Genomic DNA, 14,716 nt, shown 5'->3' with positions numbered 1-14,716 from the left:
CCCGGTCCCATTCCGAACCCGGAAGCTAAGCCTGACAGCGCCGATGGTACTGCAACCGAAGGGTTGTGGGAGAGTAGGACACCGCCGAACTTAACGTGAAGGAAGGGCCTGGCCCGGTAGAGACAACGTCTCCCGGCCCAGGCCCTTCTTCTATTTCCCCCACCTGCTTCCAGCACCCCGGCCGACCCCGTGGGTCCGCAAACCGACCCTCCAGGCCCGCCGGCCGACCCCTGGGGTACGTGCGCCGACCGTCCCGGCACGCGAGCCGACCCCTCAATCACGCGTGATGCCCCTCCAATCACGCATGAAGCCTCCCGGATCACACGTGAAGCCTCCCGGTGCTCACCGCCGGCCAGAGCAGAGAGCCCCAACTCACGTGATCACACCCGCAACTCGCGTGATTGGAGGCGGAACTCGCGTGATTGGGGGGTCGACTCGCGTGATTGGAGAGTCGACTCGTGTGCCGGGACGGTCGGCTGGTGTGCCTAGAAGGTCGGAGTGGGCACGAAGAAGGGGGTCAGGAGCGGAGCTCCTGACCCCCTGGTGAGTGGGCGGGAAGGTGCGGTTACTTGATGGCGGAGCCGGCTTGCCAGTCGGCCCAGGACTTGGACCAGTCGCCGTACAGGTCCCAGACCGGGAGCTGGGGGCCGCCCGAATTGGTGACCTCCACGACGTCGCCCAGGCCCATGTTCTGGAAGAACCACTGGGCGTTCGCGTCGTTCAGGTTGATGCACCCGTGCGATACGTTGGAACTACCCTGCTGGCCCACGCTGTTCGGGTTCTCGTGGACGAACTCGCCGTCGTTGGAAATGCGCTCCGAGAATTTCTCGTTCGAGCGGTACGCCTTCGGATCCGGCGGGCAGACGCCGTATGTGCAGGAATCCATCGTGTAGTTCGCCTGCTTGTCCGAAATCACGTGCGCACCCAGGTGGGTCGGCGTGGCGTCCTTGCCCATCGAAATCGGCATCGACTTCACCATCTCACCGTTGTGGAAGATCTGCATCTGCTCGCTGTTCCCGTCCGCCTTCGCGATCCAGGAATCGTGCACCTTGTACGTCTCCGTACGATCCTCCGCGCCGAACACCCCGCCGCCGAAATCGACGCCGTAGATCTTCGCCGTCACCTTCAGCGTCGTGCCGGCCTTCCAGTACTCCTTCGGCCGGTAGTGGACGTTCGAGTCGTCGATCCAGTACCAGCTGCCGTCCTGCTTCGGCGTCGACTCCACCGTCAACGCCTTCTCGACCGCCGCCTTGTCCTTGACGGCGACCTTGCCGAAGCTGAACACGATCGGCTGGCCGACGCCGACGCCCGTGCTCGCCACCGCGGACGGCGCGGGGATCAGGTTGGCGTTCGCCTGCTTCTTCGGCGACAGCGTCGTGATCTGGTTGTCCTGCTCGACCGGCTTCCCGTTGGTGCCCTGGGCGTGCGCGACGATCTTGTACGTCGTGCCGTAGCCGAGGGGCTCACTGGACGTCCAGCTCGACTCGTCGCCCGCCAGCTTGCCGGCGACCGTCTTCCCCTTGGCCGCGTTCGTCACCGTGACGTCGAGGAGCTTCCCGTTGGCGGCCTTGACGACGATCGGCGTCGCCGGGTTCACCGCCGTGCCGCCCGCGGGCTCGAACGTCACCGCGACCGGGGTCTCGGACGGCGAGGCGGACCCCGACGACGGCGCCCCACCGGCGGGCGAACCACCGTCGTCACCGGACGAGCAGGCGGAAAGCAGCAGTGCTCCGGCAAGGATTCCGGCCACCGAAAGTAAAATCTTCTTGGGGAGCATATTATCTCTTTTTTGGGAATCGGGATCGGCGGGCATTCGTCATCAAAACTACGCGATAGCGATGACGTTCTTGTCGGCGGATCGGTGCATCGGCGTGACGTGGATCACGTGATGACGAGTCCGGGTGCACCGTACAGCCCCGGCCCGCTCACCGATAGTGCGCCGAGGTATTCGCACGCCGCCGTGTACGCCTCTTCCGCCAGCGTTTCCGTGTGCCCGAAATCCAGGGGGTTCACACGTACCGGCGCGGGCCCCGGCAGGTAGAGCACCGGCACCTGCGCGGCCGCCACCGGCGCTTCCAGCACCGCCTGGTTCCGCATGCTGATCATCGCGGTGAACATCATCACCTCGGCGAACGTCCGCGGTGCGCCCGGCAGCTTCCCGGGGAACGCGCAGTCCAGCACCACCAAGGACTTCGCCCCCATGGCGAGGGCCTGCCGCATCGGCACGTTCGCGACGAGGCCGCCGTCGTACAGCAACTGCCCGTCGTGCTCCACCGGCGGGAAGATCCCGGGGATCGCGCAGCTCGCCAGCAGCGGCTCGAGCAGGCGCCCGGAGCGGATCAGCAGCGGCTCGGCCGTGTCGACCTGCGTCGTGACGACGCCCAGCGGCAGCGCCAAGTCCTCGAAGCGCGTCTCGGAGCCGAGGTGGTCGGCGATGATCCCGGCCAAGCCGGTGTTGGGAAACAGGTGAGTTTTGCTCTGCGTCAACGTCCGGACGCGGCTCAGCACGCCGCCCGGGAACGCCTCGGCTCGCGTCATGTGCGCCCAGATGTCGTGCAGCCGCGCGAGCGCGTCCTCGCCGGAGCGGGCCAGCACGGCGGCGTTGAGCGAACCGACCGACGTGCCGGTCACGACGTCCGCCGTGAGCCCGGCCTCGGTCAGGGCGCGCAGCATGCCGACCTGCATGGCACCCAGGCTGCCGCCCCCGCCGAGCACGAAGCCGACCGGGCGGGGGAGATCCGCGAGACTCATACCGCCGAATGTAGTACTCAGGGCACGCGTTCGGGCTCCCGCTCGGGCGCGGCCGGTGCTTTGCGCTTCTTCAGCCGCACCAGGAAGAACACCGCGGCCGCGGCCAGTACGCCGACGACGATCAGGCCGCCGGTGTTCAGGGCGCCTTCGATGCGCTTCGCGGCCTCGCCCAGCGCCGCGCCGATGCTGATGTGGACCAGTGACCAGCAGAACGCGCCCGCCGCGGCGGCCGGCAGGAACTTGCGGAACGGCAGCCCGGACGTCCCGGCCGCCGCCGGCGTCAGCGTCCGGATCACCGGTAGGAACCGGGCGAAGAACACCGCCCAGGCGCCCCGGCGTTCGAGGACGGCGGTGGCCTTGTCCCAGGCCTCCAGGCCGTACTTGCGGATGAGCTTCGTCTCACGCAGGCGCGGCCCGAAGCGGCGGCCGATGCCGTAGCCGAGCGCGTCGCCCGCCGTCGCGCAGAGGGTGACGACCAGCCACAGGACCAGGAACCGCGGGACGGTGTTCGCCGTCGTCGCGGCGACGAGCAGCCCGGATTCGCCGGGGGCCAGGAAGCCCAGCCCGATCGTGCACTCGGCGAACACCAGGCCGCCGGTCGCGGCGACGAGCCCCGGTTCCGGCAGTCCTTGCAACCAGCTGAGGAGGTCCGAAACCAGGGCCATGCCCGCCACTTTACCGATCCTTTAAGGATGGTGGGGTGACGCGCGTCACCTGGCCAGAAGGGACGCGGCTTCCTGTGCCGCGGGACCTTCGGCCGCCAGGTGCTGCAGGTTCTCGGGCAGGACCTCGCCGCGGTGGGCCTTGGTCTGCGCGTAGAGCCGTCCCGCGCGGTACGACGAGCGCACCAGCGGCCCCGCCATCACACCCGCGAAGCCCATCGCCTCCGCGGCGCGAGAGTGCTCCACGAACTCCTCCGGCTTCACCCACCGATCCACCGGGTGATGCCGCGGCGACGGACGCAGGTACTGCGTGATCGTCAAGATCTCACACCCCGCGTCGACCAGATCCCGCATCGCCGGCGCCACCTCCTCCGGCGTCTCACCCATCCCCAGGATCAGGTTCGACTTCGTCACCAAACCGGCCGCGCGCGCCGCCGTGATGACCTCCAAAGAGCGCGCGTACCGGAATCCCGGGCGAATGCGCTTGAAAATCCGCGGAACGGTTTCCACGTTGTGCGCAAGGACTTCCGGCCGTGACCCGAACACCTCGGCCAGCTGCGCGGGGTCGGCGTTGAAGTCCGGGATCAGCAGCTCGACACCCGTACCGGGGTTCAGCTCGTGGATCTGCCGCACGGTCTCCGCATACAGCCACGCCCCACCATCAGCCAAATCATCACGCGCGACACCGGTGACCGTCGAATACCGCAACCCCATGGCCTGCACCGACTCCGCGACCTTCCGCGGCTCAGTACGATCCAGCTCCGCAGGCTTCCCGGTATCGATCTGACAAAAATCACACCGCCGCGTGCACTGATCCCCACCGATCAGGAACGTCGCCTCACGGTCCTCCCAGCACTCATAAATGTTGGGACAACCGGCCTCTTCACACACCGTGTGGAGACCTTCGCGGCGAACCAGACCCTTGAGCTCGGTGAACTCCGGCCCCATCCGCACCCGCGTCTTGATCCACGGCGGCTTCTTCTCGATCGGCGTCTCACTGTTGCGAACCTCGAGACGCAACAGCTTCCGGCCTTCAGGTGCAGCACTCACGAGCTCAACCGTACGCCCGTCCGGGCTACGCGGGATCCGGGGTGACGCCGGTCAGCTTCGCGGTGACGTCCCACAACGCGGCCCCCAGCGACTCGCTGCGCGCGGCGGACAGGGGACGCCCCTTGACCGGGTTGCCCCGCGTGCCGCCGAGGGCGCCCGGCACGATGTAGTCGCCGCTCTCGACGCCGTCCGCGGTGGCCGCGTACAGCTGCGGCAGCGCGCCCTGGCGGACGTTCTGCGCGAAGAGCACTTCGCCGATCCGGTGACCCCCGGCGATGACCGCGCGGACGACCGGGTTGGCGTACGAGCGCGCCATCCCGCTGCCGAGGCCGGTGGCGGTGTACCCGGGGTGGGCGGCGACGCTGAGGACGTCGTCGCCGGCCGCGCGCAGCCGCCGGTCGAGCTCCAGGGCGAACACCTGGTTGGCGAGCTTCGACTGCCCGTACGCCGTGGCCGGGTTGTAGCGGCGGTGCTCGGCGTTGGGGTCTTCGAGGTCGATCCGGGCGCCGACGGCGGCCAGGCTCGACAGCGCGACGACGCGGGCGTCCCGTCCGCCGCGCAGCGCGGGCAGCAGCAGCCAGGTCAGCGCCGCGTGCCCGAGGTGGTTGGTGCCGAACTGCAGCTCGAAGCCGTCGGCGGTGCGGCCGCGGGCGGTCGCCATCACGCCGGCGTTGTTGACCAGCACGTCCAGCGCGTCGCCGGTGCGCTCCCGCACCGACACGGCGGCCGCGCGCACCGAGGCGAGCTCGCTCAGGTCCAACGGGATGAGCTCGGGTTCGGTGCCCGCGGCGGCCGCTTTCACGATCTCCAGTGCCTTCGCGCCGCGCTCGGCGGAGCGGCAGGCGAGGAGCACGCGGGCCCCCTTGCCCGCGAGCACCTCGGCGGTGCGCAGCCCCAGACCGGAGTTCGCCCCGGTGACCAAGACGGTCCGGCCGCTCTGATCGACGATGTCGGCCTCGGTCCAGCGCTGTGTCATGGGTGAAACTTAAACCTGTTTACGCACTGGGCGCGAGCAGTCGGCGCAGGTGTCCGATCACCGGACGGCGGCGGGTGCTTTCTTCGCGGTTCGCGCGCAGCAACGCCTCGAGCGCATGGCCCACCTTGACGATTTCGCCGGCCGGTTCGCGCGGGTCGGCCAGTCCGGCCGTGACGGCGAGCATCCGCAGCTCGCCTTCGTGCATCCGGCGCAGCGACGCGTGCCGCGCATAGGCGCCGTCCAGGACCGCGCGCAGGTCGGCGTGCTCGTCGACGGCGGCGCGCCAGGCGCGGGTGACGGCGTCGACGTGGTCGCCGAGGCCGTCGGCGTCGTCCGGGTCGATGACCTCGGTGCGCAGGCGCCCGCTCAGCGTCCGCGTCCACTGGTACTGCAGGGCGGTGAGGACGTTTTCCTCGGTGCCGAAGTGCTCTTCGGCACCGGGCACCTCCTCGAGCGGCAGCGGCTCGCCGGGATTCCGGGCGGCCAGGCGGACGGTCGCGTCGAGGATTTCCTGACGTCGGTAGAAGTCTGTCCAGCTCATCGTGTGGCTCCCCTTCCGTGGCCCGGGTCATACCGCGGGTCTGCGGCATACTCCCGGTACGGACCTGACGCGCCGAACATACCATGAGTATGGAGAGCTGTTCCGGGCGTAAAGTTGTGAAGGTGGCGACAATGAGGTCCAGACGACTCGACTACTCCGAGTCGACGCGGTCCGCGCTGGTCGACAGCGCGGTCGAACTGTTCACCAAGCGCGGTTACGCGGGAACCTCGCTCGACGAGATCGCCAAACGCGCCCGGGTGACCAAGGGCGCGCTGTACCACCACTTCAGCGGCAAGCAGGCGTTGTTCGAAGCCGCGTTCGACCAGGTCGAGAGCCTCGTGTACGACCGGCTCGACAAGATCATGACCGGGGAGGGCACGCCGTGGGAGCGAGCGCTCGCCGGGCTCAACGCGTTCTTCCGCGCCTGCCTCGACCCCGCCTACCAGCGGATCGCCATCCACGAGGCCCCGGTCGTGATGGGCTGGGAGCGCTGGCGCGAGGCCGAGGAGCGGTGCAGCTTCGGGCTGGTCCGCTCGGGCCTGCAGTCGCTGATCGACGCGGGCGAGGTCGAGCCGGTGCCGGTCGAGGTCACCGCGCGGCTGCTGTTCGGCGCGCTGTCGAGCGCGGCGACCGAAATCGCCAGTTCGCCCGACCCGAAGAAGGTCCGCGCCGAGATCGAGGACGTGATCGTCCGCATGCTGGTCCGGCTGAGGCGCACGGAGCCCGACGTCTCTATAGGCTGACGTCGTGGACTTGAGGATCTTCACCGAGCCCCAGCAAGGGGCCAGCTACGACGACCTGCTGCGCGTCGCCAAGGCGACCGAAGCCGCCGGGTACGACGCCTTCTTCCGCAGCGACCACTACCTGAAGATGGGCTCGGCCGACGGCCTGCCCGGCCCGACCGACGCGTGGATCACCCTCGCCGGCCTGGCCAGGGAGACCAGCCGGATCCGGCTCGGCACGCTCGTCACCGCGGCGACGTTCCGCCACCCGGGGCCGCTGGCCATCTCCGTGGCGCAGGTCGACCAGATGTCGGGCGGCCGCGTGGAGTTCGGCTTCGGCGCCGGCTGGTACGACGCCGAGCACGCGGCGTACGGCCTGACGCTGCCGCCGCTGAAGGAGCGCTTCGACCGCTACGCCGAGCAGCTCGAGATCATCACCGGGCTGTGGAAGACGCCGGCGGGCTCGACGTACTCGTTCGCGGGCGAGCACTACACGCTGGCCGAGTCGCCGGCGCTGCCGAAGCCGGCGCAGTCCCCGGCCCCGCCGGTGATCATCGGCGGCGCCGGCAAGAAACGCACCCCGGCCCTGGCGGCCCGGTTCGCCGACGAGTTCAACCTGCCGTTCACCGACGCGGAGACGGCGGTGGCCCAGTTCGCCCGCGTCGAGGCCGCGGCGGCGGAGATCGGCCGGGACCCGAAGGAGATCCTGCGCTCGGTGGCGCTGGTCATCGGCGTGGGCCGCTCGGACGCGGAAGTCGCGCAGCGGGCGTCGGTGATCGGGCGGGACGTGGACGAGCTGCGGGCCAACGGCTTGGCCGGGTCGCCCGCGGAGGTCGTCGACCGGATCGGGCAGTGGCGGGAAAAGACCGGCATCACCCGGGCCTACCTGCAGCTGCTGGATCTGTCGGATCTGGACCAGATCGACCTGATCGCCGCCGAGGTCGCGCCGCAGCTGGACTGAGCAGCCCCCGTTTTCCACGCTAGCGGAACGGTCCGACAGTTCCGGAGCCTGAAACCGTGCCGGCCTCCTGTTGTCCACAGGAGGCCGGCCGTTTTCAGTTCTGGAGGGCGAAGGTGACGCCGGGGGCCTGAGGGGCTTCCGGGCGCGGGAGCCAGCGGTCCTCGCTCACCGGGAGCTCGCCTTCGAGGGCCGCCAGCACCGCGTCGCGGGCCAGGGGGAGGACCGCTTCCACCGTCACGTCCCGCTGGAGCTCGTACGACAGGGACGTCACACCCGCGTCGCGGATGCCGCACGGGACGATCGAATCGAACGCCGCCAGGTCCGCGTTGCAGTTCAGCTCGAAGCCGTGCATCGTCACGCCGCGCTGGACGCGGATGCCGATCGCCGCGATCTTGCGCTCGATCCCTCGCTCGTCGGCCGGGATCCACACGCCGCTGCGGCCCTCCACGCGGCCGGTCGCCACGCCGAGCTGGTCGCACACGTGGATCAGCGCCTCCTCCAGGCGCCGCACGTAGTGGACCACGTCGATCGGGTCGGCGAGCTTGACGATCGGGTAGCCGACCAGCTGGCCCGGGCCGTGCCAGGTGATCTTGCCGCCGCGGTCGACGTCGATCACCGGGGTGCCGTCCACCGGCCGGTCGGCCGGCTCGGTGCGCTTGCCCGCCGTGTACACCGACGGGTGCTGCAGCAGGAACATCGTGTCCGGCGCGGTGCCGTCGGCGCGCTCGGTGAGCCGGCCGCGCTGGAGCTCCCAGGCTTCGGTGTAGTCGATCGTGCCGAGTTCCCGGACGTCGACGGGCTCGGTGCTGGCGCGGCAGGAAGTGCGGGAAGAACTCACCCGTCGAGGCTACGCCCGTCACCCGGGGGAAGCAGCCGCAAGGCACACGCTGAGAGCAGCCCGACACCGGTCACCGCCAGCACTGCGCCGATCGTGTCCGTCACCCAGTGCACGCCGAGCACGACGCGGCAGGCGGCCGACAGCACCACGGCCACCGCGACGGCCGCAGCCACCCGCCGGACCAGCCGCGGCCACACCCACGCGCACAGCAGGAGCAGGACGAACCCGGTGCTCGCCACCGACACCACGTGCCCGCTCGGATAACTCAGGTCCGGGTAGTCGCGCGGGCGTTCCCGCAGGAAGATCGGCTTGAACACCAAGCTGGTCAGCCGGCACAACAGCAGCACGACGGCCAGCCGGACGCACAAGCCGACGTCCGCACGCCGCCGCAGCGCCAGCGCCAGCAGCGCGACGCCGAGGACGTAGGGGAGCACCGGGCCGAGGACGTCGCTGCCGGCCTGCGCGACCCGCCCGAGCGGCTCCGCGTACACGCCGTGAAGCGCCTTCGAGACCGCGACGTCGAGGGCCAGCGGCTGCCGCGCCACGCTCAGCCCGAGCAGGACGAACGCGGCCGAGAACACCAGGCCCACGACCAGCCAGCGCTGCAGCCGGACACTCATGCCGCGGCGAGCGCGCTGTCCAGGGTCCGGTGCCGGAACGCGTACCCCGACCGCTCCAGCGCGGCCGGGACGGCCCGTTGCCCGAACAGCGCCATCTCCTCGCCGGCCTGGCCGAGCACGGCCTTGAGCGCCACCCCGGGCACCCACCACGGCGCGGGCCGGTGCAGCGCGCGGCCGACGGCCCGGGTGAACTCGGCGTTGGTCACCGGTTCCGGGCCGCTCAGGTTCACCGGCCCGGAGACGTCGTCGTGCGTCAGGACGTGGACGATCGCGCCGACCTCGTCCTCGAGGGAGATCCACGGCATGTACTGGCGGCCGTCCCCGAGCCGGCCGCCCAGGCACAGGGCGAAGAGCGGGCGCAGCGTGCCGTACAACCCGCCCTTCGCGGACAGGACGAGCCCCGTCCGAATCTTCACGACGCGCGCGTCACCTGCTGCCGCCGTCGCCGCTTCCCACTCTTCGCACAGTTCGGCCAGGAAACCCCGGCCGCGCGGCGCGGACTCGTCCACAATGGACTCGTGGGTGTGGCCGTAGTACCCGACGGCGGAGGCGTTGACGAGCACGCCGATGCCGTGTTCGGCTACCGCTTCGGCGAGCACTTCGGTCGGCTCGACCCGGCTGTCGATGAGCTGCTGCTTGCGCATCGCGCTCCACCGGCCGGGGAACAGCCGCTGCCCGCCCAGGTTCACGACGGCGTCGACACCCTCGAAGGCACCGCTCGCGACGGTGCCCGACGGCGGGTCCCAGCGGAATTCGCCGCCTTCGCGGGCTTCCCGCCGCACCAGGCGGCGGACCTCGTGGCCTTCGCGCCGCAGGCGTTCGCCCAGCGCCGACCCGATCAAGCCACTCGCTCCGGCGATCAGTACTCGCATGGTTCGATCGTGGCCCATCGGAGTCACCGCCGCACGCCCAGGTCCCGCGCGAAAGCGTCGAGGCCGGACAGGATCGCCAGGCCCAGCCCGGGGAGCGGCACCTCGGGGAAGTCCGTGCCGGTGAACAACACCACGACGGTGCCGCCGTCCGCGGACAGGCCGAAGCCGCGGGTGCGGGGCAGGCTCCCGCCGGTCCAAGGCGCGGTGAGCCGGGGGAGGACGGGACGCAGGCGGTCAGCGTCTCGACGGTTCTCCACAGGGGGCAAGCGGCTGCCACTTCCGCGTCGGGCACACCACCGCACGGCGCGGCTCGTCCACCGGCGGACTGAGACCGCCGAAGTTCCACAGATCGCCGAACGGCCCTTCCAGCGGGTCCCGGTGGTGCGCACCGGCGCCGGGCGGGCCGTCGCCGTCGAAGGGGTGGAACGCGTCCCAGTCGACGACCCGGACCGGGCCGCGGTGGCCGGCGAGCCAGGTCCGGAACGCCGCGAAGGGCTCCGCACCAGCCGGTGCGGAGCCCTTCACGGTCATGCGGTCAGAGGCCGAGTTCGCTCTCGAAGTTGCCCTCTTCCAGGCGCTGCTTGATCGTCGTCAGGAAGCGGCCCGCGTCGGCCCCGTCCACCAGGCGGTGGTCGTAGGTCAGCGGCAGGTACGCCATCGACCGGACGGCGATCGTGTCGTTGCCGTCGGCGTCCGCGACCACGACCGGGCGCTTGACGACCGCGCCGGTGCCGAGGATGCCCGACTGCGGCTGCACGATGATCGGCGTGTCGAACAGCGCGCCGACGCTGCCGATGTTCGTGATCGAGAAGGTGCCGCCCGACAGCTCGTCCGGCTTGATCTGACCCGCCCGCGCCCGGCCCGCCAGGTCGGCGATCCGGTGCGCGAGACCGGCCAGGCTCAGCTCGCCCGCGTCGTGGATCACGACCGAGAGCAGCCCGCGCTCGGTGTCCACCGCGATGCCCAGGTGCACGGCGCCGTGGTAGGTGATCTCCTTCGTGTCCTCGTTGTAGGACGCGTTGACGTTCGGGTGCTGCTTGAGCGCCTCGACGGTGGCCTTCGCGAAGAACGGCAGGAACGTCAGGTTGACGCCCTCACGCTCCTTGAAGCCCGCCTTCGCCCGCTGCCGCAGCTTGGCGATCTTGGTGACGTCGACCTCCTGGACCTGCGTGAGCTGCGCGGCGATCTGCAGCGACTCGCGGGTCTTGGTGGCCGTGATCTGGCGGATCCGGCTGGCCTTCTGCACGGTGCCACGCAGGGCGGCGAGCTCCGGCGACACCGCGGCCGCGGGACGCGCGGCAGGCGCCGACGGGGCAGCAGCAGCAGCGGCCGGGGCGGCGGCCGGCGCCGGCGCGGCGGCGGCCTTCTGCTTCTCTTCGGCCGCGGCCAGGACGTCCTGCTTGCGGATCCGGCCGCCGACGCCGCTGCCGGTCAGCGACGCGAGGTCGATGCCGTGCTCCGACGCGAGCTTGCGGACCAGCGGCGTGACGTACGGGCCGTCCGCCGAGCCGTCCTTCGCCGCGGCGGCCGGTGCCGACTCGGTGGCCTTCGCCGCGGGGGCGGCCTGCGGCTCGGGCTTCGGTTCCGGCTTGGGCTCGGGCTTGGCCTCCTGAACCGGCTCGGGCTTCGGCTCCGGCTTGGGTTCGGGCTTCGGCTCGGGCTTGGGTTCCGGCTTCGACTCGGCCTTCGGCGCCGCGTTCGCGTCGCCGATCACCGCCAGGACGCCGCCGACCTCGACGGTCTCGTCCTCGCCCGCGCGGATCTCCAGCACCGTGCCGGCCACCGGCGACGGCACCTCGGTGTCGACCTTGTCGGTGGAGATCTCGAGCAGCGGCTCGTCGACCTCGACCGAGTCGCCGACCGCCTTCAGCCAGCGCGTGACGGTGCCCTCGGTGACGCTTTCGCCCAGCTCGGGCAGCTTCACCTCGGTGCCTTCACCGCCGGCCGCCGGTGCGGTGTCCGGCTTGCTCGGCGCGCTGTCCTGAGCCTGCGGCTCGGGTTCCGGCTCCGGCTCGGGCTCGGACTGCTGCTCTTCCTGCGCCGGGGCGGCGGACTCGGAGGACTCCGGCACACCGCCGGTGCCGTCGTCGATGACGGCGAGTTCGCCGCCGACCTCGACGGTCTCGTCTTCCTGGGCGCTGATCTTCACGACCGTGCCCGCCACCGGGGAGGGCACCTCGGTGTCGACCTTGTCGGTCGAGATCTCGAGCAACGGCTCGTCGACCTCGACGGTGTCGCCCTCCTGCTTAAGCCACCGGGTGACGGTGCCTTCGGTGACGCTCTCCCCGAGCTCCGGCAATGTGACGGAGTAGGCCATCGTTCGCTGACTCCTCTTCCAAGTTCTGCGTGGTCTGGATTCTGCTGGTGGGACGTCAGCTGTGCACGTGCAGCGGCTTCCCCGCGAGGGCGAGGAACGCTTCACCGAGGGCCTCGGTCTGGGTCGGGTGGGCGTGGATGAGCGGCGCGACGTCCTCGGGGAAAGCCTCCCAGCTGTAGATCAGCTGCGCTTCGCCGATCAGCTCGCCGACGCGGTCGCCGACCATGTGCACGCCGACGACCGGGCCGTCCGGGGCCTTGACCAGCTTGACCCCGCCGGAGGTCTTGAGGATCTGGCTCTTGCCGTTGCCGCCCAGGTCGTAGGTGAACGTCGTGACGTCCGAGCCGTACTTGTCCTTCGCCTGCGACTCGGTCAGCCCGACCGACGCGACCTCCGGGTGCGAGTAGGTGACCCGCGGGATGCCGCTCTCGTCGATCACGCGCGGGTTCTCCCCGGCGATCTCCTCGGCGACGAAGATGCCCTGCTGGAAGCCGCGGTGCGCGAGCTGCAGGCCGGGGACGATGTCGCCGACGGCGTAGACGTTCGGCAGGTTCGTGCGCAGCCGCTCGTCGGTGAGGACGAAGCCGCGCTCGATCTCGACGCCGGCCTCCTCGTAGCCGTGGCCCGCCGAGTTCGGCCCGCGGCCGACGGCGACCAGCAGCAGGTCGGCCTCGATGGTCTCGCCGGACTCCAGCGAAACGCTCACGCCGTTGTCGTCCTGCTTCGCGCCGGTGAACTTCACCCCGGTCTTGAAGGCGATCTTGCGGCGGCGGAAGGCGCGCTCGAGCTGCTTGGACGCGAACTCGTCCTCGTTCGGGACCAGCCGCGGCAGGGCCTCGACGATGGTGACGTCGACGCCGAAGGAGGCCCACACGCTGGCGAACTCGACGCCGATGACGCCGCCGCCGAGGACCACGACCTTCTTGGGGACGTAGTCGAGGGCCAGGGCCTGCTCGCTGGCGATGACGCGGCCGCCGAGCTCCAGGCCGGGCAGCGTGCGCGAGTACGAGCCGGTGGCGAGGATGACGTTCTTGCCGGTGTAGCGGGTGCCGTCCACCTCGACGGTCGTGCCGCCGACGAACGTGCCGCTGCCCTCGACGAGGTTCACCTTGTGCGCCTTGGCCAGGCCCTGCAGGCCCTTGTACAGGCGGGCGACGATCCCGTCCTTGTACTTGTTGACCCCGGCGATGTCGATGCCCTCGAAGACGGCCTTGACGCCGACCGCTTCGGCTTCACGGGTCTCGTCGGCGACCTCGGCGGCGTGGAGCAGGGCCTTGGTCGGGATGCAGCCCCGGTGGAGGCACGTCCCGCCCAGCTTGTCCTTCTCGATCAGCGTGACGGAAAGGCCCAGCTCGGCCGCGCGGAACGCCGCGGCGTAGCCGCCCGATCCGCCTCCCAGGATCACGAGGTCGGCGGAGGTGTCGGTCACTTCATTAACTCCTCGGCAAGCAGTGGGGTGATGCTCTGTCGTCGCCCGTTCCCGGTATAACCGCGCGCGCGACACCCGCCATCTTGTCACTACGCCGGACGGGGCTGCGAGCTAGCCGGGTGTGCGACGCCGACCACACGCGGAGTCCGGGATAATGAGTGGCGGAAGTCTCGTGAGGGAGGGTGGTCGAGGTGGGTCTCTTCGACTCGCTGCGCAGGCGGGCCAAGGGTGGACAGCGGGCCGGCACGCTGCGGAAAGCCAGTTCGGAGGACACCCGCCACCTGGAGGAGTGGGTGGCCACCCGGCGGGGTGTCGAGGCCTTCGTGGAGCCCAAGACCAACGTCACGGAGACCACTGTGGTGTTGATCGCCCACGACGGCGAATGGACCCGCCGCCGCATCGGCAGCCTGGAGGCCGCGCAGCAGTTCGGCCACCGCCGCTCGATCCCGGTGTACGAGGTCGCGCGCGTGGGGTACCCGAAGCGGATGCGCGAGTACACCGAGCGGAAGAAGCGCGGCCAGGTCTAGAGGTCGATCCGGCCGACGACCTCGCCGTGGTGGGTCTGCCCGGTGGGGCGGAAGCCCAGCTTGAGGTAGAAGTCCTCCGGGCCGCCCTCGGCCGGCAGCCAGAGCACCGTCGCGGCGGTGTTGCCCCGCCGCCGGGCCTCGTCCAGGACGGTTTCGACGGCGAACCGGCCGTAGCCGCGGCCCTGGACGCCCGCGCCGACGTTCAGGCGCCAGACCCCGCAGCGGAAGAAGTCGAACTCGGCGTCCGGGTCGAACGCGCCCATGACGAAGGCGACCGGTTCCCCGTCCCGCAGGATCAGCCGGGGCCAGGCCACGTCCGGCTGGGTGTAGGCCTCGGCGAGCGAGACGGCGACCGGCGCGACGAAGTCCTTCTGGTGCGGTTGGACGGCCAGCTGGCACGCGGCGGCGACGTTCTCGCGGGTGATCTGCTCCGCGGTGAGAGTGGTCACC

17 protein-coding genes and 1 rRNA gene are annotated in these 14,716 nt (G+C 70.5%); 4 read left to right on the top strand and 14 right to left on the bottom strand.

What is annotated here, in order from left to right; translation table 11 throughout:
- A 5S ribosomal RNA gene (gene rrf / locus AB0F52_RS41110) occupies positions 1-90 on the top strand; the annotation flags it as partial.
- 475 nt (positions 91-565) lie between these two features.
- Here the strand turns inward: rrf and AB0F52_RS41105 are convergent.
- The 6 genes from AB0F52_RS41105 to AB0F52_RS41080 form a co-directional block, all read right to left on the bottom strand.
- Positions 566-1,777 (bottom strand): Ig-like domain-containing protein, encoded by a 1,212-nt coding sequence (locus AB0F52_RS41105; protein ID WP_360182993.1) that lies wholly within the window; start codon positions 1,775-1,777, stop codon positions 566-568.
- Between the two features lie 104 nt (positions 1,778-1,881).
- On the bottom strand, positions 1,882-2,751 hold the full coding sequence (locus AB0F52_RS41100) for a patatin-like phospholipase family protein (protein ID WP_360182991.1): 870 nt from the start codon (positions 2,749-2,751) through the stop codon (positions 1,882-1,884).
- 17 nt (positions 2,752-2,768) lie between these two features.
- Positions 2,769-3,416: a DedA family protein gene (locus AB0F52_RS41095; protein ID WP_360182989.1), complete on the bottom strand. Its 648-nt coding sequence runs from the start codon at positions 3,414-3,416 to the stop codon at positions 2,769-2,771.
- A 45-nt stretch (positions 3,417-3,461) separates the two neighbouring features.
- Positions 3,462-4,463, bottom strand: a complete 1,002-nt coding sequence (lipA, locus tag AB0F52_RS41090) for a lipoyl synthase (RefSeq protein ID WP_360182987.1) — start codon at positions 4,461-4,463, stop codon at positions 3,462-3,464.
- A gap of 25 nt (positions 4,464-4,488) precedes the next feature.
- Complete coding sequence (locus AB0F52_RS41085; protein WP_360182985.1) at positions 4,489-5,439, bottom strand: oxidoreductase; 951 nt, start codon at positions 5,437-5,439, stop codon at positions 4,489-4,491.
- Positions 5,440-5,458: 19 nt separating this feature from the next.
- Positions 5,459-5,980, bottom strand: a complete 522-nt coding sequence (locus tag AB0F52_RS41080; protein ID WP_360182983.1) for a hypothetical protein — start codon at positions 5,978-5,980, stop codon at positions 5,459-5,461.
- Between the two features lie 131 nt (positions 5,981-6,111).
- On the opposite strand from AB0F52_RS41080, the gene AB0F52_RS41075 reads away from it, so the two are divergent.
- Positions 6,112-6,723 carry a TetR/AcrR family transcriptional regulator gene (locus AB0F52_RS41075; protein WP_103342363.1) on the top strand — a complete coding sequence of 204 codons (612 nt, stop codon included), beginning with the start codon at positions 6,112-6,114 and terminating at the stop codon, positions 6,721-6,723.
- 4 nt (positions 6,724-6,727) lie between these two features.
- Positions 6,728-7,663 carry an LLM class F420-dependent oxidoreductase gene (locus tag AB0F52_RS41070; RefSeq protein ID WP_360182981.1) on the top strand — a complete coding sequence of 312 codons (936 nt, stop codon included), beginning with the start codon at positions 6,728-6,730 and terminating at the stop codon, positions 7,661-7,663.
- A gap of 94 nt (positions 7,664-7,757) precedes the next feature.
- Here AB0F52_RS41070 and lipB read toward each other — a convergent pair whose 3' ends face one another.
- The 7 genes from lipB to lpdA are packed head-to-tail and all read right to left on the bottom strand — an operon-like array spanning position 7,758 to position 13,739.
- The gene (gene lipB / locus AB0F52_RS41065) at positions 7,758-8,501 is read right to left on the bottom strand and encodes a lipoyl(octanoyl) transferase LipB (RefSeq protein WP_360182979.1); all 744 of its coding nucleotides are present in this window, start codon (positions 8,499-8,501) and stop codon (positions 7,758-7,760) included.
- Positions 8,498-9,121, bottom strand: coding sequence for a phosphatase PAP2 family protein (locus AB0F52_RS41060; RefSeq protein ID WP_360182977.1), 624 nt, complete (start codon positions 9,119-9,121; stop codon positions 8,498-8,500). Before AB0F52_RS41060 ends, lipB begins: the two co-directional genes overlap by 4 nt.
- Complete coding sequence (locus AB0F52_RS41055) at positions 9,118-9,993, bottom strand: TIGR01777 family oxidoreductase (RefSeq protein ID WP_360182975.1); 876 nt, start codon at positions 9,991-9,993, stop codon at positions 9,118-9,120. Before AB0F52_RS41055 ends, AB0F52_RS41060 begins: the two co-directional genes overlap by 4 nt.
- Before the next feature lie 23 nt (positions 9,994-10,016).
- Positions 10,017-10,250, bottom strand: a complete 234-nt coding sequence (locus AB0F52_RS41050) for a hypothetical protein (RefSeq protein WP_360182973.1) — start codon at positions 10,248-10,250, stop codon at positions 10,017-10,019.
- Complete coding sequence (locus AB0F52_RS41045; protein ID WP_360182971.1) at positions 10,228-10,524, bottom strand: hypothetical protein; 297 nt, start codon at positions 10,522-10,524, stop codon at positions 10,228-10,230. Before AB0F52_RS41045 ends, AB0F52_RS41050 begins: the two co-directional genes overlap by 23 nt.
- Positions 10,525-10,528: 4 nt before the next feature.
- Entirely contained in the window at positions 10,529-12,310 is a 1,782-nt protein-coding gene (sucB, locus tag AB0F52_RS41040; protein ID WP_360182969.1) for a 2-oxoglutarate dehydrogenase, E2 component, dihydrolipoamide succinyltransferase, read from the bottom strand.
- Positions 12,311-12,365: 55 nt separating this feature from the next.
- Positions 12,366-13,739, bottom strand: coding sequence for a dihydrolipoyl dehydrogenase (lpdA, locus tag AB0F52_RS41035; RefSeq protein ID WP_360182967.1), 1,374 nt, complete (start codon positions 13,737-13,739; stop codon positions 12,366-12,368).
- Positions 13,740-13,921: 182 nt separating this feature from the next.
- Here lpdA and AB0F52_RS41030 point away from each other — a divergent pair, with 182 nt between their 5' ends.
- The gene (locus tag AB0F52_RS41030; RefSeq protein ID WP_360182965.1) at positions 13,922-14,266 is read left to right on the top strand and encodes an oxidoreductase; all 345 of its coding nucleotides are present in this window, start codon (positions 13,922-13,924) and stop codon (positions 14,264-14,266) included.
- Here the strand turns inward: AB0F52_RS41030 and AB0F52_RS41025 are convergent.
- Positions 14,263-14,715, bottom strand: a complete 453-nt coding sequence (locus AB0F52_RS41025; RefSeq protein ID WP_360182963.1) for a GNAT family N-acetyltransferase — start codon at positions 14,713-14,715, stop codon at positions 14,263-14,265. The two genes, AB0F52_RS41030 and AB0F52_RS41025, sit on opposite strands and share 4 nt — an antisense overlap.
- Position 14,716: the final 1 nt, after the last annotated feature.

Source organism: Amycolatopsis sp. NPDC024027 (assembly GCF_040638975.1).
Taxonomy (GTDB): Bacteria; Actinomycetota; Actinomycetes; order Mycobacteriales; family Pseudonocardiaceae; genus Amycolatopsis.
This window is presented reverse-complemented; position numbering and strand designations above follow the sequence as displayed.